The sequence below is a fragment of the Castellaniella sp. genome, from assembly GCF_034675845.1.
Lineage (GTDB): Bacteria > Pseudomonadota > Gammaproteobacteria > Burkholderiales > Burkholderiaceae_B > Castellaniella.
The window spans coordinates 875,647-899,209 of record NZ_JAUCCU010000001.1 but is presented as its reverse complement, the minus strand read 5'-3'; the positions used below and the strand labels follow the sequence as shown (position 1 = coordinate 899,209).

25 protein-coding genes are annotated in these 23,563 nt (G+C 61.6%); 15 read left to right on the top strand and 10 right to left on the bottom strand.

Annotated elements, in window-relative coordinates; genetic code table 11:
* Positions 1-137: 137 nt before the first annotated feature.
* Positions 138-1,199, top strand: coding sequence for a Holliday junction branch migration DNA helicase RuvB (gene ruvB, locus VDP81_RS04405; protein ID WP_322996853.1), 1,062 nt, complete (start codon positions 138-140; stop codon positions 1,197-1,199).
* Here ruvB and recQ read toward each other — a convergent pair.
* The 7 genes from recQ to VDP81_RS04370 all read right to left on the bottom strand — a co-directional run bounded on the left by recQ (position 1,196) and on the right by VDP81_RS04370 (position 8,389).
* Positions 1,196-3,034, bottom strand: a complete 1,839-nt coding sequence (recQ, locus tag VDP81_RS04400) for a DNA helicase RecQ (protein WP_322996943.1) — start codon at positions 3,032-3,034, stop codon at positions 1,196-1,198. The genes ruvB and recQ overlap by 4 nt on opposite strands.
* A 109-nt stretch (positions 3,035-3,143) precedes the next feature.
* Positions 3,144-3,728: a Holliday junction branch migration protein RuvA gene (ruvA, locus tag VDP81_RS04395; RefSeq protein WP_322996854.1), complete on the bottom strand. Its 585-nt coding sequence runs from the start codon at positions 3,726-3,728 to the stop codon at positions 3,144-3,146.
* Between the two features lie 46 nt (positions 3,729-3,774).
* A complete protein-coding gene (gene ruvC, locus VDP81_RS04390) occupies positions 3,775-4,323 on the bottom strand; it encodes a crossover junction endodeoxyribonuclease RuvC (RefSeq protein ID WP_323011667.1) in 549 nt (182 codons plus the stop codon).
* Entirely contained in the window at positions 4,323-5,912 is a 1,590-nt protein-coding gene (purH, locus tag VDP81_RS04385; RefSeq protein WP_323011666.1) for a bifunctional phosphoribosylaminoimidazolecarboxamide formyltransferase/IMP cyclohydrolase, read from the bottom strand. Before purH ends, ruvC begins: the two co-directional genes overlap by 1 nt.
* Positions 5,913-5,936: 24 nt before the next feature.
* Positions 5,937-6,176: a helix-turn-helix domain-containing protein gene (locus tag VDP81_RS04380; protein ID WP_322996857.1), complete on the bottom strand. Its 240-nt coding sequence runs from the start codon at positions 6,174-6,176 to the stop codon at positions 5,937-5,939.
* Positions 6,177-6,210: 34 nt separating this feature from the next.
* Positions 6,211-7,224: a tRNA dihydrouridine synthase DusB gene (gene dusB, locus VDP81_RS04375; RefSeq protein ID WP_322996858.1), complete on the bottom strand. Its 1,014-nt coding sequence runs from the start codon at positions 7,222-7,224 to the stop codon at positions 6,211-6,213.
* A 13-nt stretch (positions 7,225-7,237) separates the two neighbouring features.
* Positions 7,238-8,389: an FAD-dependent monooxygenase gene (locus tag VDP81_RS04370; protein WP_323011665.1), complete on the bottom strand. Its 1,152-nt coding sequence runs from the start codon at positions 8,387-8,389 to the stop codon at positions 7,238-7,240.
* Positions 8,390-8,485: 96 nt separating this feature from the next.
* Here VDP81_RS04370 and VDP81_RS04365 point away from each other — a divergent pair, with 96 nt between their 5' ends.
* Both VDP81_RS04365 and VDP81_RS04360 read left to right on the top strand, forming a co-directional pair.
* On the top strand, positions 8,486-9,343 hold the full coding sequence (locus VDP81_RS04365) for a cytochrome c oxidase assembly protein (protein WP_322996944.1): 858 nt from the start codon (positions 8,486-8,488) through the stop codon (positions 9,341-9,343).
* On the top strand, positions 9,340-10,821 hold the full coding sequence (locus VDP81_RS04360; RefSeq protein WP_323011664.1) for a M48 family metalloprotease: 1,482 nt from the start codon (positions 9,340-9,342) through the stop codon (positions 10,819-10,821). Before VDP81_RS04365 ends, VDP81_RS04360 begins: the two co-directional genes overlap by 4 nt.
* Positions 10,822-10,859: 38 nt before the next feature.
* On the opposite strand, the gene VDP81_RS04355 is transcribed toward VDP81_RS04360, so the two are convergent.
* Together VDP81_RS04355 and VDP81_RS04350 are read right to left on the bottom strand one after the other, a co-directional pair.
* A complete protein-coding gene (locus VDP81_RS04355; RefSeq protein ID WP_322996861.1) occupies positions 10,860-11,090 on the bottom strand; it encodes a zinc-finger domain-containing protein in 231 nt (76 codons plus the stop codon).
* Between the two features lie 11 nt (positions 11,091-11,101).
* Complete coding sequence (locus tag VDP81_RS04350) at positions 11,102-12,022, bottom strand: branched-chain amino acid transaminase (RefSeq protein ID WP_322996862.1); 921 nt, start codon at positions 12,020-12,022, stop codon at positions 11,102-11,104.
* 124 nt (positions 12,023-12,146) lie between these two features.
* Here VDP81_RS04350 and VDP81_RS04345 point away from each other — a divergent pair, with 124 nt between their 5' ends.
* A complete protein-coding gene (locus VDP81_RS04345) occupies positions 12,147-13,529 on the top strand; it encodes a DEAD/DEAH box helicase (RefSeq protein WP_323011663.1) in 1,383 nt (460 codons plus the stop codon).
* Position 13,530: 1 nt separating this feature from the next.
* Here the strand turns inward: VDP81_RS04345 and VDP81_RS04340 are convergent, their stop codons facing one another.
* On the bottom strand, positions 13,531-13,908 hold the full coding sequence (locus VDP81_RS04340; protein ID WP_322996864.1) for a thioredoxin family protein: 378 nt from the start codon (positions 13,906-13,908) through the stop codon (positions 13,531-13,533).
* A 52-nt stretch (positions 13,909-13,960) separates the two neighbouring features.
* Here VDP81_RS04340 and VDP81_RS04335 point away from each other — a divergent pair, with 52 nt between their 5' ends.
* The 11 genes from VDP81_RS04335 to ccoG all read left to right on the top strand — a co-directional run bounded on the left by VDP81_RS04335 (position 13,961) and on the right by ccoG (position 23,559).
* A complete protein-coding gene (locus VDP81_RS04335) occupies positions 13,961-14,752 on the top strand; it encodes an EI24 domain-containing protein (protein ID WP_322996865.1) in 792 nt (263 codons plus the stop codon).
* A 59-nt stretch (positions 14,753-14,811) separates the two neighbouring features.
* Positions 14,812-15,678, top strand: coding sequence for a competence/damage-inducible protein A (locus VDP81_RS04330; protein WP_323011662.1), 867 nt, complete (start codon positions 14,812-14,814; stop codon positions 15,676-15,678).
* Between the two features lie 73 nt (positions 15,679-15,751).
* On the top strand, positions 15,752-16,582 hold the full coding sequence (locus tag VDP81_RS04325) for an IclR family transcriptional regulator (protein ID WP_322996867.1): 831 nt from the start codon (positions 15,752-15,754) through the stop codon (positions 16,580-16,582).
* 146 nt (positions 16,583-16,728) lie between these two features.
* Entirely contained in the window at positions 16,729-17,301 is a 573-nt protein-coding gene (locus VDP81_RS04320; protein WP_322996868.1) for a phasin family protein, read from the top strand.
* A 162-nt stretch (positions 17,302-17,463) separates the two neighbouring features.
* Complete coding sequence (locus VDP81_RS04315; RefSeq protein ID WP_322996869.1) at positions 17,464-18,453, top strand: hypothetical protein; 990 nt, start codon at positions 17,464-17,466, stop codon at positions 18,451-18,453.
* Between the two features lie 8 nt (positions 18,454-18,461).
* The gene (gene ccoS, locus VDP81_RS04310) at positions 18,462-18,623 is read left to right on the top strand and encodes a cbb3-type cytochrome oxidase assembly protein CcoS (protein ID WP_322996870.1); all 162 of its coding nucleotides are present in this window, start codon (positions 18,462-18,464) and stop codon (positions 18,621-18,623) included.
* An 85-nt stretch (positions 18,624-18,708) separates the two neighbouring features.
* Positions 18,709-20,190, top strand: a complete 1,482-nt coding sequence (ccoN, locus tag VDP81_RS04305; RefSeq protein WP_322996871.1) for a cytochrome-c oxidase, cbb3-type subunit I — start codon at positions 18,709-18,711, stop codon at positions 20,188-20,190.
* A 13-nt stretch (positions 20,191-20,203) separates the two neighbouring features.
* Positions 20,204-20,860: a cytochrome-c oxidase, cbb3-type subunit II gene (ccoO, locus tag VDP81_RS04300; RefSeq protein WP_322996872.1), complete on the top strand. Its 657-nt coding sequence runs from the start codon at positions 20,204-20,206 to the stop codon at positions 20,858-20,860.
* 1 nt (position 20,861) lies between these two features.
* On the top strand, positions 20,862-21,053 hold the full coding sequence (locus VDP81_RS04295) for a CcoQ/FixQ family Cbb3-type cytochrome c oxidase assembly chaperone (protein ID WP_322996873.1): 192 nt from the start codon (positions 20,862-20,864) through the stop codon (positions 21,051-21,053).
* Positions 21,046-21,951, top strand: coding sequence for a cytochrome-c oxidase, cbb3-type subunit III (ccoP, locus tag VDP81_RS04290; protein ID WP_322996874.1), 906 nt, complete (start codon positions 21,046-21,048; stop codon positions 21,949-21,951). The genes VDP81_RS04295 and ccoP overlap by 8 nt, the downstream gene beginning before the upstream one ends.
* Positions 21,952-22,053: 102 nt before the next feature.
* Positions 22,054-23,559, top strand: a complete 1,506-nt coding sequence (gene ccoG, locus VDP81_RS04285; RefSeq protein ID WP_322996875.1) for a cytochrome c oxidase accessory protein CcoG — start codon at positions 22,054-22,056, stop codon at positions 23,557-23,559.
* Positions 23,560-23,563 lie beyond the last annotated feature (4 nt).

Sequence of the window (23,563 nt, the reverse complement as noted above, 5' to 3'; positions counted from 1 at the left end):
CAGAGGGCTTTGGGCAGAATATAATATACTGTGTTTATAGACAGTTTGCGGTTTTTCTGGTATCAGCCCCCTCATGTGCGCTTCGACAGGCTTGGGGGTGAATGATGGCATCCCCTTTTATTGCATAGACAGCGTTCATGGCCATACAACCCGATTCCTTGTCTTCCGGTCCTGCCGAATCCCGCCTGGTCACGCCGGACGTGGCTTCGCACGCCGAGGATTCCATCGAACGCGCCCTGCGGCCCAAATCGTTGGGGGATTACGTTGGTCAGCATCGTGTGCGTGAACAACTGGATATTTTCATCGCGGCTGCCCGTCGGCGCGGCGAATCTCTGGATCATGTTCTGCTGTTTGGTCCGCCAGGCCTGGGCAAGACCACGCTGGCCCATATTGTGGCGCACGAAATGGGCGTCCAGCTGCGCCAGACCTCCGGCCCGGTACTCGAACGTCCCGGCGATCTCGCGGCCATGCTCACCAACCTGGAACGCAACGACGTGCTGTTCATCGACGAAATTCATCGTCTGTCGCCCGTCGTCGAGGAAATACTCTACCCTGCGCTGGAAGACTTTCAGATCGATATCCTGATTGGCGAAGGCCCCGCCGCCCGTAGCGTCAAGATCGACCTGCAGCCCTTTACCCTGGTGGGGGCCACCACGCGTGCCGGCATGCTGACCAATCCGCTGCGTGATCGGTTTGGCATTGTTTCGCGGCTGGAATTCTATTCAGCCGAAGACCTCGCGCATATTGTCCGGCGCAGTGCCGGCTTGCTGGGGGCCGATACCACGCCGGATGGCGCGGCTGAAATCGCGTGCCGTTCGCGCGGCACCCCGCGTATCGCAAACCGCCTGCTGCGCCGCGTGCGCGACTACGCCGAGGTCCGTGCGGATGGCCGCATCGACACCGCTACCGCCCAGGCCGCCCTGGCCATGCTCGAGGTCGACCCCCAGGGGCTGGACCTGATGGACCGAAAACTACTCGAAGCCATCGTCCATAAATTTGATGGCGGTCCTGTCGGGGTCGACAGCCTGGCCGCTGCCATCGGCGAGGAACGTGACACCATCGAAGACGTGATCGAACCGTACCTGATCCAGCATGGCTATCTGCAACGCACCCCTCGGGGCCGTATGGCTACCCGTCGCTGCTGGCAGCATCTGGGCCTTCAGGCCCCGTCCGGCGGCACCGAACCTCTGTTGCTCTAGCGGGCGACTTCCCGGATGCAGGCAATCACCGCCTCTCCGTAGGTCTCCAGCTTGCGTGCCCCCACCCCGCTGACGCCTGCCAGCGCATCCAGATCATCCGGGCACTGCAAGGCGATCTCTCGTAGGGTCGCATCATGGAAAATCACATAGGCCGGCACACTGTGTTCGCGTGCCACACGGCCTCTCCAGGCCCGCAAATGCTCGAAGCGCGCCAGAGCGTCCGGCGGCAGGGCGTCCAGCTGAGCTGCCGTGGTCGTGCGTTGACGGCTGACCTTGGCTTTCTTCACCGCTAACGGGCGCAGCATCAGCGTGCGTTCGCCCTTCAGCACCCCTCGGCTGGACTCGGTCAGTGCCAGCGTGCCATAACCTTCCAGGTCTACCGTCAATAGCCCCAGGGCCAGTGCCTGGCGTAAAATGCTGCGCCAGGCATCCACCGACAGGCTTTCACCCACGCCAAAGACGCTCAGGGATTGGTGGTCGAGTTGCTTGACCCGATCCGTCAGCTGACCGCGCAGAATATCAATCACATGGCCGCCGCCAAAGCGCTGGCCGCGTTCGCGCAGCAGGCGGTAGATGGTCGACAGTAGTTTTTGCACGGCCACGGTGCCATCCCAGGCCGCCGGGGGGTCCAGACAGGTATCACAATTGCCGCAGGGCGCAATAGTCTGACCAAAATACGCCAGCAGATCCTGGCGTCGGCAGGTCACGGTCTCGCACAGGGCCAGCATGGCGTCCAGTTGGCGTACCTGACGGCGTTGGTGCAGCGTATCCCCGTCCGAATCATCAATCATGCGGCGTTGTTGCACCACATCCTGCAGGCCATAAGCCAGCCAGACGTCTGCCGGCAGGCCGTCGCGCCCGGCTCGGCCGGTTTCCTGGTAATAGCCCTCGATGGATTTCGGCATGTCGATATGCGCGACAAAGCGCACGTCGGGTTTGTTCACCCCCATGCCGAAGGCGATGGTGGCCACCATGACGATGCCGTCTTCGCGCAGAAAGCGGGCCTGGTTGGCTGCTCGTGTGCGGTTATCCAGCCCGGCGTGGTAGGGCAGGGCGATGATGCCGTGGCGGCTGAGGAATTCGGCGGTCTGCTCGACCCGGGTGCGCGATAAAGCATAGACAATGCCGCACTCGCCACTGTGTTCGGCCTGGATGAAGCCCAGCAACTGGCGGCGGACTTCTTGTTTTTCAATGATGCGGTAGCACAGGTTGGGCCGGTCGAAGCTGGCGACGAATTGGGGGGCGTCGTCCAGCGCCAGGCAACTGATGATGTCGCGTCGGGTGGCTGCTGTGGCCGTGGCGGTCAGTGCCACCCGGGGCACCGTGGGCCAGCGCTCGGCCAGCAGGCTCAGGCCTTGGTATTCCGGGCGGAAATCATGCCCCCACTGCGATACGCAATGCGCCTCGTCGATGGCAAACAGGGCGATTTTTCCCTGATCCAGCAAGTCCTGGCAGCGCGGGGTCAGCAGGCGTTCTGGGGCGACGTACAGCAGGTCCAGCTCGCCGCGCAAAAAGGCGCGTTCGACTTCGCGGCCCTGTGCCGAGGTCTGGCTGGAATTCAGAAAGGCGGCTCGTACACCGAGTTCTTGCAGGGCATCCACTTGGTCTTGCATCAGGGCGATCAGGGGGGACACCACCACCCCGGTGCCGGGGCGCACCAGGGCCGGAATCTGGTAGCACAGCGATTTGCCTCCGCCCGTGGGCATCAGTACCAGAGCGTTGTCGCCTGCGATGATGTGGTCGATGACGGCCTGTTGCTCACCGCGAAAGGCATCGTAGCCAAAGACTTCCCGCAAGGCATCCAGGGCGGTGCTGTAACGGCCTGGCCCAGCCATGTTGTTGGCAGGTCTGCGGCCCGTGTCCGATGCCGCGTCCAGCCCATCGAGCAGGTCGCCGGTTTCATCCCACATGGGTATGGTTTGGTCGTGCATGGTGTTTGCTTGCCTAGGCCTTGGACAGGGCTTTCAAGGCCTGGCGGATGCTGTCCGAGACGTTCAAGTCGTCGGGTAGGGTCGCCATGGCGCGGCGCGCCTCGGCGGTGGAATAACCCAAGGCCTGCAAGGCATTCAGCACGTCCCCCGATCCGGCGGGCGCCAGGCTGCCATCGGGGCGGGGGCTGCCCGCCAGGGGAGAGAGCTTGTCGCGCAGTTCCAGCAGCAGGCGTTCGGCGGTTTTTTTACCGATGCCGGGTACTTTGATCAGGCGGCCGGACTCCTGGCGGTCGATGGCGTCGGCCAGGTCTTCGACGCTGAGGCCCGACAGCACGGCCAGGGCGGTGCGCGCGCCGATGCCGGTGACCTTGATCAGCGCCCGAAAGGCCAGGCGCTCGGCGGGGGCGGAAAACCCATAGAGCACGTGCGCGTCATCCCGGATGGCCAGGTGCGTATGCAGGGTGACGGTTTGTCCGACGGGCGGCAGCTTATACAGCGTACTCATGGGGACGTCGATTTCGTAGCCCAGGCCGCCGGTCTGGATGCAGACGGTGGGTGGCGTGAGTTCGACCAGGGTGCCGGTGATGCGGCCGATCATGGCAGGCTCCGTGGGGGTAGAGGTAAAAAAAGGGACAACATGCCGATCAGGATACCAGTCGGCCAGTGCGCAGGCGTCGGCCGCGTACCGAGAGTGTCTCGGGGGCCAGGGCCTGCAGCCGGGCCGCCAGCGGGGCGCAATGTGCGTGGCAGATGGCGCAGGCCAGGGCGTCGGCGGCGTCTGGCGCGGGGGTGCCGTCCAGCCTCAGTAAATGTCGCACCATGGTCTGGATCTGTTCCTTGCTGGCGCGTCCTGTCCCCACCACGGCTTTTTTGATTTGCAGAGCGGTGTATTCCTGCACGGCCAGGCCGCTGTCGGCCAGGGCGCACAGGGCTGCCCCTCGTGCCTGACCCAGCAGCAGGGTCGAGGCCGGGTTGGTATTCAGGAAAACCTTTTCCACGGCGGCCTGATCAGGCTGGGTGTCGCGGGCGACCTCGCGCAGATTGTCCAGAATGACCTTGAGACGGGCGTGCAAGGGCAGGGCGGCCGGCACCACAATGGTGCCGCTGGCGACATAGCGCAGACGTGCGCCGTGGGCTTCGATCACGCCGAAGCCCGTGCGACGCAGGCCTGGATCTACGCCCAAGATACGCATCAGTGGCGGAAATGCCGGGTGCCGGTGAACACCATGGCGACCCCGCGTTCGTTGGCGGCGGCGATGACTTCGTCGTCGCGGATGCTGCCGCCGGGCTGGATGACGCAGGTGGCGCCTGCTTCGGCCACCACGTCCAGACCATCCCGAAACGGGAAGAAGGCATCCGACGCCACGGCGGAACCCTGTAGCGACAGGCCGGCCTTTTCAGCCTTGATGGACGCAATCCGGGCCGAGTCGATGCGGCTCATTTGGCCAGCCCCGACGCCCAGGGTCATGCCCTGGCCGCAGAAGACGATCGCGTTGGATTTGACGTATTGCGCGACATTCCAGGCGAACAGCAGGTCTTGCATTTGATCGGCACTGGGGGCCAGTTGGGTCACCACGCGCACGTCGGCGGCACTGAGGGGGCGGCCATCCGGGTCTTGCACCAGCCAGCCGCCACCAACGCGCTTGACGTCGAAGGGGTTGCGTGCCGCGCCCGCGGGCAGTTGCAGCACGCGGACGTTTTTCTTGGTTGCCAGCACGGCCAGGGCGGCGCCAGTGTAGGCCGGGGCGATCAGGACTTCCAGGAACTGATTGCTGACCGCCTGGGCGGTGGCTTCGTCTACGGTGGTGTTGAATGCAATGATGCCGCCAAAGGCCGAAGTCGGGTCGGTCTTGAAGGCTTGTTGGTAGGCGTTCAGTGCATCAGTACCCAAGGCCACGCCGCAGGGGTTGGCGTGTTTGACGATGACGCAGGCAGTACTGCTGAAGCTGCGCACGCATTCCCAGGCGGCATCGGCGTCGGCGATATTGTTGTAGGACAGCTCTTTGCCCTGAATCTGGCGGTACGCGGCCAACAGGCCCTCGCCTATGGAGAGGTCATGGTAGAAGGCTGCCCCCTGGTGTGGGTTTTCGCCGTAGCGCAGGGCCTGCTGGCGCTGCATCTGCACTGTCAGTACCCGGGGCCAGGCCTCGCGGGCTGGGACCTGAGCCGGAGCAGGCTCGGCCTCGGCCAGGCTGCTGAGATACGTGGCGATGGCACCATCGTAAGCTGCCGTGTGGGCATAGACCTTGGCGGCCAGCTCCAGACGTAGGCCATAGGACGGCTGGTGGCTGGGCCCGTCCATGTCGGCCAGCACGCGCGGATAGTCCGATGGATCGATGATGACGGTGACGCCACCTTGGGTCGAGCCGTGGTTTTTAGCGGCGGAGCGCAGCATCGCCGGTCCGCCGATATCGATGTTTTCGATGGCGTCGGCCAGAATGCAGTCCGGGCGGCTGATGGTTTGCTGAAAAGGATACAGATTGACCACCAGCAGGTCGATGGGAGGGATGTCCTGGTCTTTCAGGGTTTGCATGTGTTGCGGGTCGTCGCGGCGGGCCAGCAGTCCGCCGTGGATGCGCGGGTGCAGGGTCTTGACGCGGCCATCGAGGATCTCAGGCGAGCCCGTGTGGGCGGCGACTTCGGTGACCGGCAGGCCCTGCAGCAGCAGGCGCGCGGTGCCGCCGGTGGAGAGCAGGGCGACGCCGCGTTGGGCCAAGGCCTGGGCAAATTCGACAATGCCCGTTTTGTCGGACACGGAGATCAAAGCAGTCTGGATAGTCATGGTAGCGATGAGCAGAAGAAAAAATCAGGCGGACAACTGGTGCAGCTGGAGTTTTTTGCGCAGGGTGCCGCGGGTGATTCCCAGCATCTCGGCGGCGCGGGTCTGGTTGCCGTTGGTACGTTCCAGGGCGACTTGCAAGACTGTGCGCTCGACACAAAGATTGACCATGGACATCATGTCGCCCGGGATGGAATCCCCGAGGTCTTCAAAATATTGGTCCAGTTGGTCGCGGACGGCTTGTTCCAGAGGCGTAGTGGTATGCATGGGTGGAATTTCAGGGGTAACGTCGGATGTGGAGTTAATGCAGGGCTGCTGCCATTGCCGTGATGGGCGCATCGGCGGGTTGGGCATCCAGCCAGCGCTGCAGGGCCAGGGATTGCTGTGCGGTGCTGCCCAGCGTCATCAGCAAAGGCAGCAGGGTGCTGGCGCCGGGCAGATCGGCCAAGTACCAGCCGATGTGCTTGCGTGCCGTGCGTACCCCGGTGTGTTCACCATAAAACGAGTAGTGGTCTTCCAGGTGGCCCAGCAGGTGTTCGCGGAGTTCGCCGTACGTCGGGGGCGGCAGATATTGGCCGTGTGCCAGGTAGTGGGCGATTTCGCGGAAAATCCAAGGGCGCCCCTGGGCGGCGCGACCGACCATGATGGCATCGGCCCCAGTGTAGTCCAGAACTCGCCGGGCTTTCTCGGGGCTGGTGATGTCGCCGTTGGCAATCAAGGGAATCTTGATGGCGTGGCGGACCTCGCGGATGGTGTCGTATTCGGCCTCGCCCTGGTATAGGTCGCAGCGGGTTCGTCCGTGCAGGGTCAGGGCGGCGATGCCGCAGTCTTCGGCCAGGCGGGCAATGCGGATGGCATTGCGGCTTTCACGATCCCAGCCGGTGCGGGTTTTCAGGGTGACGGGGATGTTCAGGGGGGCGCAGGCGGCCACCACGCGCTGCAGAATGCGGGCCACCAGGGCTTCATCCCGCAGCAGGGCCGAGCCGGACGCCACCTGGCAGACTTTTTTCACTGGACAGCCCATATTGATATCAATGATGTGGGCGCCCTTGCGGATATTGAATAAAGCGGCCTCGGCCAGCATGTCGGGATCGGCTCCGGCGATCTGTACCGCGATGGGATCGGATTCGCCTGTGTGATCCAGGCGCCTGGCGGTCTTGACGCTGTCCCAGAGCCTGGGGTTGCTGGCCGCCATTTCAGAAACCGCATAGGCCGCCCCCAGCGCCTTGCACAGGCGGCGGTAAGGGCGATCCGTGACTCCGGCCATGGGGGCGGCAAAGACCGGATGCGGAAATGTCCAGGGGCCAATGTGCATGATGTCGGGCGCCTTACAGGCGCTGGCCCTGCAGGAGGTGACGAGCCAGTGGCTTACGCAGTGCGGGGATCAGGTCCAGGGCAAGCAGGCCCAGGCCGCAGGCGTGGCGGATCAACGGGTTTTCGGTCGCAAACAAGCGCGGCAGGGTGTCGGTAATGCTGATGGTCAGGCCACGGTCCAGGCGGCGTGCCCGGGCGAATTGGGCCAACAATGGCTGGGCATCCTGTTCGGGGGCGGTCAGCCAGGGCTGCAGGGTGTGGGCCAGTTGCATGGCATCGCGCAGTCCCAGGTTCAGGCCTTGGCCGGCGACCGGGTGCATGGTTTGGGCGGCGTTGCCGACGGCCACGATGCCCTGGCCTTGCAGGCTGGGGCCGACGTGCAGCGAGAGCGGGAAAGTATTGGCTGGGCCCAGGCGTTGCAGGCTGCCCAGGCGCTGGCCGAAGGCCTGTTGCAGCGCTTGGTCAAAGGCCGCGTCGGGCAGTGCCGCCAGCTTTTGGGCTTGCTGGGGGTGGATGCACCAGACCAGGCTGTATAGATCGGGGCCTGCGGGGTGCGGCAGCAGGGCCAGAGGACCTGTGCGGGTGAAGCGTTCAAACGCGCGGCCGACAGCCGGGCGGCTGGCTCGGATGGTGGCCAGCACGGCGCTTTGCTGATATTGGCGCTGCAGGCCTTTGGGGCGGGCGCCGTCGGAAATCAAGGCCAGTCGGCTGTGGGCCTGGCCCTCGGCGAGGGCCAAGGTGACAGGCCGACCGGCCAGGGGCCGGGGCGGGTGTTCAAGAATGCGGGTAATGCCGCTGGTCTGGACCGCCGCCTGCAACGTATCCAGCAGGTCGTCATAGGCCACCACGCTGCCTAGCCGGGGGGCGGCCAATTCCGCCTGATCGATCAGCGTACGGCCCAAGTGCCCCACCTGGGAGACATGTACGGTCAGGATATCGGCAGCCAGCGCGGGCCAGGCCCCCAGATGCTGCAGGATGTGCTGGCTGCCGTGATTCAGTGCCAGTGCGCGCGGGTCGATGGATTGCCCCGGCTGTCGGGTGGCCGGGGCCGGACCCATCAGGGCAATACGCCGGGGATCGGGGGCGTGGCGCGCCAGGCTTAGGGCCAGTACGCAGCCAACCGGGCCGGAACCCAGGATCGCGATGTCGTAAGTCGGGGCAGGCATGGAGGAATGGGGTGGGAAAACAGGCATTTTAACGCGCTGGGGTGCGCTCGGGTCTATTACAATGAAGCGCTATGTTTTTGGGATGACTGTGCGGTGATCGATTTGCTTGCCTGGCTGCAGCCCTGGGAATCCTCTCCCACGCTGGTGCTGGCCTTTATCGCGACGGCCTGGCTGTTTGTGCGGGGGTGCCGCGCACACCGGGTGGGTCGCTTGCGGCAATGGCTGTTCTGGCTTGGTTGGATCATGCTGTATTTGTCCTTGCACACGCGGGTGGACTACTACGCCGAGCGCATGTTCTTCATTCATCGCATTCAGCACCTGGTGCTGCACCACCTGGGGCCTTTGCTGGTGATGGCGGCCTATCCGGGGCAAGTCTTGCGGGCCGGCTTGCCTTTGTCCTGGCGGGTCAGGCTGGCGGCGGCGCGGCGGCATAGTGCGCTGCGCGTGCTGGAACACCTGGCCACGCACCGTATTTTGATTCCCTTGTTGTTTGTCCTGCTGGTGCTGGTCTGGCTGGAGCCCACCGTGCAGTTTTATTCCATGCTGGATTGGCGGATCTACCGCTTCATGAACTGGTCGGTCGTGATCAGCGGGCTGTTGTACTGGAACCTGATTCTGGATCGCCGACCGCATCTCCCGGCAGCCATGACCCCAAAGGGCCGGATTTTATCGCCGGTGCTGACAATGGCGCCGCAGATGGTGGCAGGGGCTTTCATCGCTTTTTCCACGGTGGATCTTTATCCTTTGTTTGATCTTTGCGGACGGGCCTTGCCTGGCTTTACCGCGTTGGATGATCAGGTGATCGGCGGCTTGGTGATGTGGGTGCCTGCCGCCTTGGTCGAAACCTTTGGCCTGCTGGTGGCCCTGGCCACCTGGCTGCGCTTGTCCTCCAAGGGGCGTTTGCGGCAACCAGGCATCCGGCACTTGCCGCGCAAGCTAGGAACCGCCTCATGAAGCCGATTCGGCAGCGTTTTGCCGCCCAGGCGCTTTGCCTGGCACTGGGCCTGTCAGGCGTGGCTCCGCTGCAGGCGCAGCCCGTGGGCTTGCCCTCTCTGGGGGCGGCTTCGGCTGCCGAGCTTTCACCCCTGGTCGAACGCACGCTGGGGCAGGCCATCATGGAACAAGGCCGTCACGATCCGACCTACATCGCCGACCTGGATGTGAATCAATATCTGACGGATCTGGGGCGCAAACTGGCTGCCAAAGCCCCACAGCCCCTGGAACAGACCATCACGGTGTTTGCGGTGCGCGATCCCGCGATCAACGCGTTTGCCTTGCCGGGCGGCTATATCGGTATCAATAGCGGTCTGGTATTGGCCGCCCAGAGCGAATCTGAATTGGCCGGGGTGCTGGCCCACGAAATCGGGCACGTGATGCAGCGCCATATTGCGCGTGGCATCACGCAACAGGCCCAGGGCACCGGCCTGATGGTGGCCAGCATGATCGGGGCCTTGCTGGCGGCCCTGGCCGGGCAGGGCGATCTGGCCATGGGGATGGCCACCTTTGGCCAGGCCGCCACGATTGATCGTCAGCTGGGGTTTTCGCGCAGCGCCGAACAGGAAGCCGACCGCGCAGGCTTTCAAATGATGCGCCAGGCGGGGTTTGATCCCCGGGGCATGCTGGATATGTTTCGTCGCCTGATGAATGCGTCGCGTCTGAACGAAGGCACGGGGGGCGGCTATGCATCCACCCATCCCTTGTCGATCCAGCGCATGTCCGATATTGAAAATCGTCTCACGGAGGATACCGGTGGTGTGTCGACCATGGACGCCGAATTTTGGTTTATCCGGGTCCGGCTGGCCCTGATCCAGGCGCGCAGCAACGAAGCCCTGCAGCGCTTGCAACAGGCATTTCGGGGCGATATCCGAGACGATCAGGGCAGTCGCAAGGCCGCCGCTTTATTTGGCCTGGCCTGGCTGGACTGGAAGGCTGGCAATATGGCTGCTGCCCGCCAGCGGATTGAGCAGGCTCAGGCAATCCAGGGTGCGCCACAGCTGGATATGTTGTTGATCAGTCTGGCGCGCCAGCAGGGCGTTGCTGCGGCCCTGGAGGCCTCGGCCCAGGCCTGGAAGCGTTGGCCTCAAAACCAGGGGGTGGCGGATGCCCGGGCGCGTGCCTTGCAGGCGGCCGGGCAGGATCAGGCCGCAGTCAAGTTTCTACAAGCCGTCGTCCAGCAGTGGCCGCAGGTGCCTGATTTCCTGGAGTTGCTGGCCAATAGCCTGGAGCGCCTGGGCGACAAGGTTCAGGCCCACGAGGTCATGGCCCGGTATTTTGAGCAGACCGGGGCATTGCCCACAGCGATGGAACATCTGCAGCAGGCGCGTAACCTGTCTCAGGATTTCTACGAGCAGTCGCGCCTGGATATGCTGATCCGCGAGCTGCGGGATCACCTGGAAAACCGGCGGGCCCTGCTGGAGCCTTTCAGGCGGTAGGATAAAAATCGGCCCCGCAAAGGGGCCGGTTCAGGAGGCTACAGGCGAATGCCGGCCTGTTCGTGACTATGGGGATGATCGCCTTCGCGCAGCACGTATTCAGTGCCGCAGTATTGGCATTTGGCCACGCCGTTCTTGAGGACCTCGATGTAGGTGCGCGGGTGCATGCGCCACAGCGGTGCATCCGGGCCGGGGCAATAGACCGGCAGATCGGCGGCGCCGACCACGATGGGGTCGGGTTTCTGGGTGGGGTTGGATGTGCTGCTCATGCTTGTTCCTGTCAGACCTTTGAGAGCCAATGGTGGTATTTAGGGGTTTTGCCCGTGACGGCATCGAAGAAGGCTTTTTGGAGCTGGGCGGTGACGGGCCCGCGTTCGCCTGCGCCGATCTGGCGGCCGTCGATCTCGCGGATGGGCGTGACTTCGGCGGCGGTGCCTGTGAAGAAGGCTTCGTCGGCGATATAAAGGTCGTCGCGGGTAAGGCGGCGCGAGGCCACCTGGATGCCGAGGTCGGCGGCCAGCTGGTGGATGGAGGCGCGCGTGATGCCGGTCAGGGCGCAGGCGATGTCGGGTTCGATCAGGACGCCGTCGCGCACGATGAACAGGTTTTCACCCGCGCCTTCGGCCACGAAACCATTGGTGTCCAGCAAGATGGCCTCGTCGTAGCCGTGGTCCAGGGCCTCGGCGTTTGCCAGGATGGAATTGGCGTAAGTGCTGGCGATTTTGGCCCGCGGCATGGTGACGTTGACATGTTGGCGCGCATAGGACGAGATCTTGACGCGAATGCCTTGTTTCAGGGCTTCTTCGCCCAGGTAGGCACCCCAGGACCAGGCGGCGATGGCGACGTGCACCTGGGAGCCCTTGGGCGAGACCCCCATTTTTTCGGAGCCATAGAACACGATGGGCCGGATGTAGCAGGAGTCCAGCTGGTTGCGGCGCACGACTTCGATTTGGGCGTCCGAGATCGCCTGGTGGGTGTAGGGGATCTTGATCTGGTAAATATGCGCAGAATTGAACAGGCGGCGCGTGTGCTCTTCCAGGCGGAAGATTGCCGGGCCGTGGTCGGTTTTATAGGCGCGCACGCCTTCGAAGACCGACAGGCCATAATGCAGGGAATGTGTCAGGACGTGGGTGGTGGCGTCGCGCCAAGGCACGAGCTTGCCGTCATACCAGATCACCCCATCGCGGTCAGCCATGGACATTGCCTTCTCCCATAATTAGTTGGGTCATATTGTACCAATTGCCCGCCTGGCGACGATGCACTGTAAAATGATGTGTTCATAACGCACAGAGCCAATTCGGGCACCTGTGTTCCCCTGGCTACGAATGACCGAATCCACCCCTACCGACTCCACCGCCGAACCCATTGTTCAGTTTGGCCAGTTTGGCCTGCATCCAGGCATTATGCAGGCCATCCAGGCCACTGGCTATGTGTCTGCCACGCCTATCCAGGCCAAAGCCATCCCCATTGCCCTGTCTGGGCGCGATGTCATGGGGGCCGCCCAAACCGGTACCGGCAAGACCGCTGCATTTTCCTTGCCCATTCTGCATCGTCTGATGCCTTTTGCCAACACCAGTGCATCGCCGGCGCGCCACCCGGTACGGGCCCTGATCCTGACACCCACGCGCGAACTGGCAGATCAGATCCACGAAAACGTGCAGCGTTACAGCCAGTTTGTGCCCTTGCGGGCAGCTGTCGTGTTTGGCGGGGTGGATATTCGTCCCCAAAAAGAACAGTTGCGGCAGGGCTGCGAAATCCTCATCGCCACGCCTGGTCGATTGCTTGACCACATAGAACAGCGCAACGTCAACCTCAGCCAGGTGGGCATTCTGGTGCTGGACGAGGCCGACCGCATGCTGGATATGGGCTTTCTGCCGGATCTGGACCGCATCATGCGGCTGCTGCCGCCGGGGCGCCAGGGTCTGCTGTTTTCCGCAACCTTCAGCCCCGAGATCCGCAAGCTTGGCCGCAGTTTTCTGCGCACGCCCGTCGAAATCGAGGCCGCCCGCCCCAATGCCACGGCGGATACGGTCACCCAGATCGCCTATCCGCTGGATACCGATGCCAAACGCCGGGCGGTCGTGCATCTGGTCAAATCCCGCAAGCTCAGCCAGGTGATCGTGTTTTCCAACACCAAGATCGGCTGCAGTCGGCTGGCCCGCCAGTTGGAACAAGACGGCGTCAGCGCCGAATCCATACACGGCAATAAATCCCAGATCGAACGCATGAAGGCGCTGGACGCCTTCAAGGCCGGCACCCTGGAGGTCCTGGTGGCCACCGATGTCGCCGCCCGAGGGTTGGATGTGGCGGGCATTCCCTGCGTCATCAATTATGACCTTCCGCGCAATCCCGAGGACTATGTGCACCGCATTGGCCGTACCGGCCGAGCCGGCGCCGAGGGCGAGGCTATTGCCTTGTTCACGCCCGACGAAGAACGCTATTTGCTGGATATCGAAAAATTCATCAAGACCAAGATTCCGCGCGGCGAGCTGGACCTGCCCCGGGTATCCCGCCGCCACCCCGTGGGTGGGCATCGGTCCAGTGGTGGCTGGCGCGCCGCCGAGGCGCCGCTGGATGATTTTTTCACCAAGCCCTATGTGCCTGCCCCAGCCGGCCAGGCGGTGTCTGGGGCCAATGTACGGCCCGCTGCCGCCCCCGCCCGGTATTCGGTGGGTGTATTGCTGGGCGGCGCCCGCAAGCCCATCTGATTCAGGTTTGCACCAACTGATCCACCTGACCAGGGCCGTCGGCAGTGACAGGCAGGTGTTCCGCCCCCTCCAGCAGGCGCTGCAGGTGTTCGACATATGGCAGTTGCACGCCCCAAAAACGGGTGCCGACGCGGTCTTGCACCAGGACCGTCGGGAAGTTTTCGATGTCTTCATCCCCCAGCCAGCCGGGGCTGTCTTCGATATCCACCCAGATGAAAGTCCAGTGCGGCAACTGCCCAGCCAGGGTCTCCAGGGCAGGCCTATAGGTATCGCAGGTGCGGCACCAGGCGGCGCAATAACAGACCACGCGCAGTCCGTGATCTTCCGTCAAACGGGTGCGCAGGGCCGACAAGTCAGTGTGGGGGTTGAATAGTTTCATAGGCGCAATATAGTATGGAATTTCTTTCTACATTCTGACAGGTGTGTGCCACATGAGGCATCCAGTTCCCGCCGTGCGGGATTCACAAGTATCCAATGGTTTGTCCCTGGTCGGACAGGCTTTTCGGCGCGCACTGCGCAGTCAGCTGCATCCGCGCATGCTGGCGGCGCTGTTTTTGCCTTTTTTGATCGCCACTTTGGGGGCGGTGCTGCTGCTGTGGTTTTTCTGGACTCCCCTGACCGACTGGCTGAACCAGGAAGCCTCGTCCTGGGGGGTGTTCAACACCGTGGATGGCTGGCTGGTGGCGGTCGGGCTGTTTTCCCTGAAACTCTGGCTGGTGCCTTTGATGGCCGTCGGCCTGCTGCTGCCCATGGCCGGTATATTGGGCTTGGTGATTGCGGCTGTTTTTGTCATGCCGCTGGTGCTGCAGCATCTGGAACACCGCCAGTACCAGGGCCTTGGCCGTCAGGGCCAGCATGCTACGGTGTTGGGCACCTGGAATGCCATCTGGGTGGCCATTCTGTTTTGCCTGGGTTGGATCATTACCATGCCTTTGTGGCTGATCCCCCCGATGCCGCTGATCCTGCCCGTGTTCTGGTGGGCTTTTGCGTTAAACCGCATGTTGCGGGTGGATGCCATGATAGAACATGCCAGCCCAACAGAACGTCGCCTGTTGTGGCGGCGGCATAGCCGTCAGTTGTGGTTGATCGCCGGTATTCTGGGCTTGATCAATCTGATTCCTCTGTTCTGGCTGGTCATGCCTGTGTTTTCGGCGCTGGTATATGCCCATTTTTGCCTCACCGCCATCGCCCGCCTGCGGGCCGAGACCGTGATTGATATGTAATCGGCGAGCCGTATCTGCCGGATCGGCTGCACCATACTAAGCTTATTTGGATTTCCATCATGCCCACCCAGCCAGATGTGTCACAACATGCTTTGCATGCGCCAGCCCCCGAGCCCGCCTCGTCCGGCCTGCCTGTGCCTCGGGTGCGCCTGATCGCCATCGGCGACGAAATACTGTCCGGGCGCCGTCAGGATCAGCATTTCACCAAGCTCATCGAACTGCTGCAGGCCCGTGGCATGCGCCTGCACGCCGCCGAATTCATTTCCGATGACGAGGACGATATCGTGGCTTGTCTGCAGCGCAGTTTCGCGACGCCGGATCTGGTGTTTTGTTGCGGGGGCATAGGCGCGACGCCGGATGACCGCACCCGTCAGGCGGCTGCGCGTGCCCTGGGTGTGGGTCTGGCGCTACACCCCGAGGCCGCTCGCCTGATTGGCGAACGCTGTGCCGAGACTGCAGCCAAAGGCCAGGGCAGTGCCGATATGTCCATCCCTGAAAATCAACAGCGCCTGCAGATGGGGGTATTCCCGCTGGGGGCCGAGATCATTCCCAACAGCTATAACCGGATTCCGGGCTTCTTTATCCGCGATCACAGTTTCATGCCGGGCTTTCCTGTCATGGCGCATGCCATGATGGCCTGGACGCTGGACACGCGCTACGCCTGCTGGCATCACCAGGAAATTCGCATCGAACATTCTTTTTTGGTATTTGGGTTGCCAGAATCCCGCATCACCCCTGCACTGGAATTCCTGGAGCAGCACTGGCCGGGTATCCGTGCCTTCAGCCTGCCCAATGTGGGGGATCGTGGTGGCCACCCCCATATCGAACTAGGCGTCAAGGGCGCGCCCGAAGCCGCTGCCCAGGCGCTGGCCTGGCTGCGCGATCAGGTTCAAGCCCTGGGCGGCAGCCTGAATCCACCCCTTTGATTGCTAATCAGGGCTTGCTATATGGAATGTTATTTCATAATATGGAATTGTGGCAACGCAACAAAAGCAAATCATGGCCCGTTTATCCAGCTCTCGTCCCGCCGAGTCGTCTCTCTCACCAGCGCTGCATGATTCAGCGACTGAGTCAGGTCCTGTCACCATACAGGTGCTGGATCGGGCCATGCGTATTCTGGATGCGCTGGCCAGTCAACGCGATCCCATCGCCCTGAAGGATCTGGCGGCCGCTACTGGTCTGCATGCCTCCACCACCCACCGCATTCTGGCTGACTTGGCAGTGGGCCGCTATGTCGAGCGCGTGGACAGCGGCCTGTACCGCCTGGGCATGCGCTTGCTGGAACTCGGCTCCCTGGTCAAGGGTCGCCTGGATGTGCGCACAGCGGCAATCGGCCCCATGCGCGAACTCCATCGCCAGACCGGCCAGACGGTCAATCTGTCTCTGGTCCAGGGTGACGAAATCGTCTATATCGAGCGTGCCTGGAGCGAACGCTCCGGCATGCAAGTGGTGCGTGCCATCGGGGGGCGGGCGCCTTTGCACCTGACCTCCACCGGCAAGCTTTTCCTGGCCACCTGGGACGCGCGCGCCGTGCGCAGCTATGCCATGCGCACAGGATTGTCAGGCACCACCCGCAACAGCCTCACCCAGCTGGATCAACTCGAACGCGAACTCGCCCTGGTGCGTCGCCATGGTTATTCACGCGACAACGAAGAACTCGAACTCGGCGTGCGCTGCATTGCCGCCGGGGTGTATGACGACACCGGAACTTTGCTGGCGGGGCTCTCCCTATCGGCCCCCGCCGAGCGCATGCGCGACGATTGGATTCCCCTGCTGCTGACGGCCACCTCCAGTATTTCCGAAGCCCTGGGCTACGAGGCACAACATTAGTTTGTTGCGTTGCAGCAAATAACTCTTGACATACAGCTGGATTCCTTTAAAATTTCATTTGTGCGATGCAGCAATTAAGCTGCGATCGAGAAGGCCCCAGGCATTATGCCTCTATGGCAGCCTTCACTTACTGACAAGGAGTCATCATGAGCGCAACCCCCCAAAACCTGCTGGTCTCGCAAAAAGCCGTCGTCGACAATTTCCTGGCCGTGCAAGGCACGATTTTCAGCAGCTTCGAAAAGCTGGTTGACCTGAACCTGAAGGCCACCAAGGCTGCTCTGGACGACGTGGCCCAGAAATCCCAAGACGCCACCGAGCTGAAAGACGCCCAAGAGCTGCTGGCTCTGACCTCCGCCTGGGTGCGCCCCGAGCAGGCCGTGTCCTACGGCAAGGACGTCTACGAAATCCTGACCGGCATGCAAGGTGAACTGAGCAAGTTGGCCGAAGCCCAATTGTCCCAAAACCAGGACCGCGTGGCTGAAGTCGTCGAGCAAATCGCTCGCAACGCCCCCACGGGCTCGGAAGGCGCTGTCGCCATCCTGAAGTCTTCCCTGGCCACCGCCAACAACGCCTACGAGTCCGCCACCAAGGCCGCTCGTCAGGCCGCCAGCGCCGCCGAGTCGAACTTCACGGCAGCCACCAACGCCACCCTGAAGGCCGCTGCTGATGTGACCAAGGCTGCCAAGCCCGTCACCGCCAAGCGCACCTCGGCCAACTAAGTTGTCTCGCTGATTGCCGTCGGCTCTGCAGTCGGCGGCATCGCTTTAAGGCCGTCCCTTTTGGGGCGGCTTTTTTAATCTTCAAATTCAGCCCGGCCATGATCTGGATCAATTTTGATTTAAGTCAAAGCCAGGGTGAGATCGACTGGCTATAGTCCACTCATGTCCACGTTATCCTTGCTGACGCCACCGCCATTCATGAGCGACGCCATGCGCCGGTCCCGTCGGCATATGCTGGCGCGTACTGGCTTGGCCTGGCTCATCATGATGCAGGTCATGATGCTGGCTTTTCCTGGCTATCTGCGCCATGGCGCACGTTCGGCGGATTCCCAGCAGGCACTGGAGCAAGCCATTCTATTGATGAATTGGCTTAGCCTGATCCTTTGTGTGCCCCTGGTGCTGTATTGCGCCTGGCCTGTGTGGCGCGGCGCGCTGCGCAGTCTGGCTCAGGCCAAGGTAGGCATGGATGTGCCGGTGGCCTTGGGTATTTTGGCGGCATTCATTCCTAGCGTGTGGGCGACCTGGAACGATGTGGGCGAGGTCTATTTCGACTCGGTCTCCATGTTCGTGGCCTTTTTGCTGAGTGCCCGTTTTCTGGAATTTTGCGCACGCCAGTCAGTCGGCATGTCCGATGACGCCGATCCAAGTCCTGATCAAACTCCGTCCGGCCAGATGGCCGCCGACGCGCATTTGTTGGCGCAGGCAGATCGCGTGGCCTTTTGGTTCGTCTGCATCCAGATCCTGCTGGCCGCGCTGGTCGGCGCCTGGTGGTGGCAGGCCGGTTCCTCGCAAGCATTGGCAGTGACAGTAGCCTTGCTGGTCATGAGCTGTCCCTGTGCCATGTCCATGTCGGTGCCGTCCGCCCTGGCGGCCCGCCGGGCGGCGTGGCTGCGACTGGCAGATACTTCGCCCAACCCGCAGCCCGCACAGCTGGATCAGGCCACCCGTCGCGTCGCTCTCCAGAATTTGTATGGCTCACTGGCTTGGCATGTGCTGATGACACCGTTGGCTGCTTTTGGTCTGGTGCAACCCTGGCTGGCCGCCATTACGATGCTGCTGTCTTCTCTGGCGGTGGCTGCCAATGCCTGGCGGTTGACCCGTATCGGTTCGCTGGGCGGGCAGGGCCGCCAATCCGCCGTCGAACTTGCCTGAGGCCTTCCGTGGACGGTTTATTTCTGCTGCTGCCGATTTCGCTGCTGTTTGTCCTGGGGATCGGGGTGGCGCTTTGGTGGGCGATATTTTCCGGTCAATTCGATGATACCCAGGCTGCCGCCCAATCCGTCCTGGACGATGACGACAGGGGGTGTTCTGCACAAGATTGATTTAAATCAAGGCCAATTCCTGCTGGTTCAGGGAACATTCAGGTTTATAAAAATTTCGTTTTAACTTGTTTCGAGGGGAATACCTATGGGCACGACCGGGAGCTCCGGAGCATCGGCCGAAACTTTCAATTATCGAATCGTCCGCCAGTTCACGATAGCCACCATATTTTGGGGGGTTGTGGGCATGGGGATGGGCGTTTTTATCGCCTCGCAATTGATATGGCCCGAGCTTAATTTCAACACGCCATGGCTGAGCTACGGGCGCCTGCGGCCCTTGCACACCAATGCTGTGATTTTTGCCTTTGGCGGCAGCGCATTGTTCGCCACTTCTTATTACGTGGTGCAGCGCACCTGTCAGGCGCGGCTATACCTGGATAAGCTTGCCGCGTTCACGTTCTGGGGCTGGCAGGCCGTGCTGGTGGGGGCGGTCATCACGCTGCCCATGGGCTTCACCTCCACCAAGGAATACGCCGAACTCGAATGGCCACTGGACATCCTGATCACGCTGGTCTGGGTGGCTTATGCCGTGGTCTTCTTTGGCACCATCGTCAAGCGCCGGGTCAAGCACATCTATGTCGCGAACTGGTTCTTTGGGTCTTATATCCTGACGATCGCGATGCTGCACATATTCAATAATCTTGAAATGCCTGTGTCGGCCTGGAAATCCTATTCCATCTATCCTGGGGTGCAGGATGCCATGGTGCAGTGGTGGTATGGACACAATGCGGTGGGCTTCTTCCTGACCACCAGCTTTTTGGGCATGATGTATTACTTCGTGCCAAAACAGGCCGAACGGCCCATTTATTCCTATCGTCTGTCGATTGTGCACTTCTGGTCGCTGGCCTTCACCTATATGTGGGCCGGCCCGCACCATCTGCTGTATACCTCGCTGCCCGATTGGACGCAATCCCTGGGCATGGCGTTTTCCTTGATTCTGCTGGCACCGTCCTGGGGCGGCATGATCAACGGCATCATGACCCTGTCCGGCGCCTGGCATAAGCTGCGCACCGATCCTATCCTGAAATTCATGGTGGTGGCGCTGTCCTTCTATGGCATGTCCACCTTCGAAGGCTCCATGATGGCCATCCGCACAGTCAATGCCCTGTCGCACTACACCGACTGGACCGTTGGGCATGTGCACTCAGGCGCCTTGGGTTGGGTTGCCATGATTACCTTTGGCTCCTTGTACTACCTGATTCCGCGCCTGTACGGCCGTGAATCCATGGCGCGGCCGGGCCTGATCAACCTGCATTTCTGGTTGGCTACCCTGGGTGTGGTGCTGTATATCGCCGCCATGTGGATTGCCGGGGTCATGCAGGGTCTGATGTGGCGCGCCACCGAAGCCGATGGCATGCTCACGTACAGCTTCGTCGAGGTCGTCAAGGCTACCTATCCGTTCTATGCCATTCGGGCATTGGGTGGGCTGTTCTTCCTGGTGGGTATGTGCTTGATGGCCTGGAATACCTGGCTGACCGTGCGTGGCCAAGAAGGCATCAATCCGCCTGTGCCGCTGAAAACCGCAGACCCCCGTGACGTTCCCCTCACTGCCGTGCCGGCATCGGCTTAAGGAGTTCACCACCATGTCTGGTACAAAAAAACGTTTTTCTCACGAGTTGCTGGAGCGCAACGTCGGGCTGCTGATTTTCTTCAGCATTCTGGTGGTGTCTTTCTCTGGTCTGGCGCAGATCGTGCCGCTGTTTTTCCAGCACTCCACCACCACGCCCGTCGAGGGTGTGGTCCCCTACGAATCCTTACGGTTGGTGGGGCGCGACATCTATATTCGTGAGGGCTGCGTGGGCTGCCATTCGCAGCAGATTCGCAAGCTGCAGTCCGAGGTTCAGCGCTATGGGCCCTACTCGGTGGCAGGCGAATCCGTCTACGAGCACCCATTTCTGTGGGGCTCCAAGCGCACCGGCCCTGATCTGGCCCGGGTCGGCCAACGGTATTCGGACGAGTGGCACCGCATTCACTTGCGCAACCCGCGTGATGTGGTGAAGGAATCCAATATGCCGTCGTATCCCTGGTTGCAGAAAAACACAGTCGAAGGGGCTGATGTCCAGGATCGCATGAAGGCCTTGCGCATGATTGGCGTGCCGTACACCGATGCGGACATCGAGGCTGCACCGCAGGCGCTGGTCGGCAAGACCGAGGAAGATGCCGTGGTGGCCTATCTGCAGGGCCTGGGCGTAGCCAGCCGTGCAGCCGCCGAAGCAATCATGAAAACCGGGGAGCAATGACATGATGGCCGTGATCAACGCGGTGATGACGGTGTTGGCCATGCTGACCTTCATCGGCATTGTCTGGTGGGCCTGGTCGTCGCATCGCGCCGAGGCGAACCGCATATCCGCAAAACTCCCTTTCGATTTGCCCGAGGAATACCAGCTAGGCAAGCATCCAAACGACAAGAAAGCCGGGGATACCCATGAGTGATTTCATCAATAGTTTCTGGAGCTATTACATTTCCGTCATTGCGCTTGGCGGGATTGTCTGGTGCGTGTATCTGCTGTTTTCACAGCGTCAATGGCTGAAGTCCGACGTCAAGGTGGTCGAAGACACCGGCCACGTCTGGGACGAAGACCTGACCGAGCTGAATAATCCGGTGCCGCGTTGGTGGACGGTGTTCTACCTGTTGTTGTGTGTTTTTGCCTTTGGCTATCTGGTGCTTTATCCGGGTCTGGGCAGCTTCAAGGGTACCTTGGGCTTTACGGCAGGCAAACAGGTGCTGGAACAGCAAGAAACCCTCAATGCCCAGGTTCAGCCCATCTACGAACGCTTCCGCGAAATGCCGATTCCAGAAATCGCCGCCGATCTGCAGGCACGCGATATCGGTCAGCGTCTGTTTCTGAACAACTGTGCCCAGTGCCATGGTTCAGATGCCAAAGGCGGGCGGGGCTTCCCCAACCTGACCGATAGCGATTGGCTGTGGGGGGGCGAACCCGAGCAAATCCTGGAGACCATTGCCAAGGGTCGCCACGGCATCATGCCGCCTTGGGGGGCCGTGATCAAGCCCGAAGAAGCGGCCGCCATTGCCCAATATGTCCGGTCCTTGTCTGGTCTGGCGCACGACCCCTTGCGGGTCAATGCCGGCAAGCGCGGATTCGATACCTATTGTGTGGCTTGCCACGGGGTGGATGCCAAGGGCAACACGATGTTGGGTGCGCCTAATTTGACGGATGATATCTGGTTGTATGGCAGCTCCGAGGGCACCATCATCGAGACCATCAACAATGGGCGCGATAACCAGATGCCGGCCCAGGAAAACCACCTGACGCCAGAGCAGATCCGTCTGCTGGCCGCCTGGGTCTGGGGTCAATCCAATCCCAGCTAAGTCAGTCAGGCAGCCATTCGATCATGGATGGCTGCCTCCTGCCGATCTCATATCAACCACAAGGGCCTGTCACGCAGACCAGTTAGCCACACAGAGGACACCATGCAGAAGCAATCCCCCCCACAGGCCGCCACGCCAGAATCGCGTGACGACCCGGCCTGGAAGCCCGTGCGCCGGATACGCAAGGGCTCGGGGGGCGGTGCGTCTCCTCAGGTGGAAAAGGCCTTGGCGGATGTGCGTTCGAAAATCTATCCGCGTTCGGCGCAAGGACATTTTGCCCGCATCCGGGTGCTGATGGTCTTTCTGACACAGGCTGTGTTCTATGGCCTGCCGTGGATTCAGTGGCATGACCGTCAGGCGGTGCTGTTCGACTTGGGCGCTCGCAAATTCTATTTGTTCGGCATGGTGCTGTGGCCCCAGGATGTCATTTACCTGGCTGTTTTGCTGGTGCTGTCGGCGTTCGCCTTGTTTCTGTTTACCGCCATGGCGGGGCGGCTATTCTGTGGATATGCCTGCCCCCAGACGGTCTACACTGAATTGTTCATGTGGATCGAGGCGCGGGTCGAGGGCGACCGCCTGGCGCGCATCCGCCTGGACGAGCAGCCTTGGAATGCGCGTAAATTCCGCTTGAAGGCCATCAAGCACAGCCTGTGGGTCGTGTTGGCGCTATGGACCGGCTATACCTTCATCGGATATTTTGCCCCCATCCGTGATCTTGGCGCGCACTTGCTGGCCTTTGATCTGGGCCCCTGGCAGTGGTTCTGGATGCTGTTTTATGCCTTTGCTACCTGGGGCAATGCCGGTTTTATGCGCGAGGCCGTATGCAAGTACATGTGCCCTTATGCGCGCTTTCAAAGCGTCATGGTGGATAACGATACCTTTGTCGTGACCTACGATCACGTGCGCGGCGAGCCGCGAGGTGGGCGTTCACGCAAGATCGATCACAAAGAAGCCGGCATGGGCGACTGCGTGGATTGCAGCCTGTGTGTGCAGGTCTGTCCCACGGGCATCGACATCCGAGATGGTCTGCAATACATGTGTATCGGGTGCGGCGCCTGTGTCGATGCCTGTGACTCGGTCATGGATAAAATGGGCTACGAGCGCGGCCTGATCCGCTATACCTCAGGCAATGCCATCACCGAACGTCTGACGCAGCCGCAGGTGCGTCGTCGCATGCTGCGCCCGCGTGTTCTGGCGTATACAGCGCTGCTGGGGGTGATTTTCATCGGCTTCGTGTTTTCGCTGGCGACTCGTACCACACTACGGGTAGATGTGATTCGTGATCGCGGGGCCTTGGGTCGGGAAGTCGCCGGTGGTCAGATCGAAAACGTTTATCGGCTGCAGATCATCAATTCCTCCGAGGAACCCATTGTGCTCGATCTGTCTGCCAGCGGTGTGCCGGGTCTGGTGCTGGTGACGGCTGACCACGGTGACAGCATGGTGCAGGTCGATGGTTCGTCCAACCGCTTGGTGCCGGTGGTGCTGCGCGCACCGATTGGCGACCTGAAGCCCGGCCTGTACGATATCAGCATCAAGACCGAGGGTTCCCGGACACCGGGTGACACCACCCAGGTCATTGAGAAATCCAGTTTTTATGTTCCTAACTAATAAG

Coding starts and splice junctions, on each gene's coding strand:
- VDP81_RS04330 (WP_323011662.1), top strand. CDS start 14,812: ATGCCCACCCAGCCAGATGTGTCACAACATGCTTTGCATGCGCCAGCC.
- VDP81_RS04360 (WP_323011664.1), top strand. CDS start 9,340: ATGAAGCCGATTCGGCAGCGTTTTGCCGCCCAGGCGCTTTGCCTGGCA.
- VDP81_RS04370 (WP_323011665.1), bottom strand. CDS start 8,389: ATGCCTGCCCCGACTTACGACATCGCGATCCTGGGTTCCGGCCCGGTT.
- VDP81_RS04325 (WP_322996867.1), top strand. CDS start 15,752: ATGGCCCGTTTATCCAGCTCTCGTCCCGCCGAGTCGTCTCTCTCACCA.
- ruvC (WP_323011667.1), bottom strand. CDS start 4,323: ATGCGTATCTTGGGCGTAGATCCAGGCCTGCGTCGCACGGGCTTCGGC.
- ccoP (WP_322996874.1), top strand. CDS start 21,046: ATGAGTGATTTCATCAATAGTTTCTGGAGCTATTACATTTCCGTCATT.
- VDP81_RS04335 (WP_322996865.1), top strand. CDS start 13,961: ATGAGGCATCCAGTTCCCGCCGTGCGGGATTCACAAGTATCCAATGGT.
- ruvA (WP_322996854.1), bottom strand. CDS start 3,728: ATGATCGGCCGCATCACCGGCACCCTGGTCGAACTCACGCCACCCACC.
- ccoN (WP_322996871.1), top strand. CDS start 18,709: ATGGGCACGACCGGGAGCTCCGGAGCATCGGCCGAAACTTTCAATTAT.
- VDP81_RS04315 (WP_322996869.1), top strand. CDS start 17,464: ATGTCCACGTTATCCTTGCTGACGCCACCGCCATTCATGAGCGACGCC.
- dusB (WP_322996858.1), bottom strand. CDS start 7,224: ATGCACATTGGCCCCTGGACATTTCCGCATCCGGTCTTTGCCGCCCCC.
- ruvB (WP_322996853.1), top strand. CDS start 138: ATGGCCATACAACCCGATTCCTTGTCTTCCGGTCCTGCCGAATCCCGC.
- VDP81_RS04295 (WP_322996873.1), top strand. CDS start 20,862: ATGATGGCCGTGATCAACGCGGTGATGACGGTGTTGGCCATGCTGACC.
- VDP81_RS04355 (WP_322996861.1), bottom strand. CDS start 11,090: ATGAGCAGCACATCCAACCCCACCCAGAAACCCGACCCCATCGTGGTC.
- recQ (WP_322996943.1), bottom strand. CDS start 3,034: ATGGCTGGGCCAGGCCGTTACAGCACCGCCCTGGATGCCTTGCGGGAA.
- purH (WP_323011666.1), bottom strand. CDS start 5,912: ATGACTATCCAGACTGCTTTGATCTCCGTGTCCGACAAAACGGGCATT.
- ccoG (WP_322996875.1), top strand. CDS start 22,054: ATGCAGAAGCAATCCCCCCCACAGGCCGCCACGCCAGAATCGCGTGAC.
- ccoO (WP_322996872.1), top strand. CDS start 20,204: ATGTCTGGTACAAAAAAACGTTTTTCTCACGAGTTGCTGGAGCGCAAC.
- VDP81_RS04350 (WP_322996862.1), bottom strand. CDS start 12,022: ATGTCCATGGCTGACCGCGATGGGGTGATCTGGTATGACGGCAAGCTC.
- VDP81_RS04345 (WP_323011663.1), top strand. CDS start 12,147: ATGACCGAATCCACCCCTACCGACTCCACCGCCGAACCCATTGTTCAG.
- VDP81_RS04320 (WP_322996868.1), top strand. CDS start 16,729: ATGAGCGCAACCCCCCAAAACCTGCTGGTCTCGCAAAAAGCCGTCGTC.
- VDP81_RS04340 (WP_322996864.1), bottom strand. CDS start 13,908: ATGAAACTATTCAACCCCCACACTGACTTGTCGGCCCTGCGCACCCGT.
- VDP81_RS04380 (WP_322996857.1), bottom strand. CDS start 6,176: ATGCATACCACTACGCCTCTGGAACAAGCCGTCCGCGACCAACTGGAC.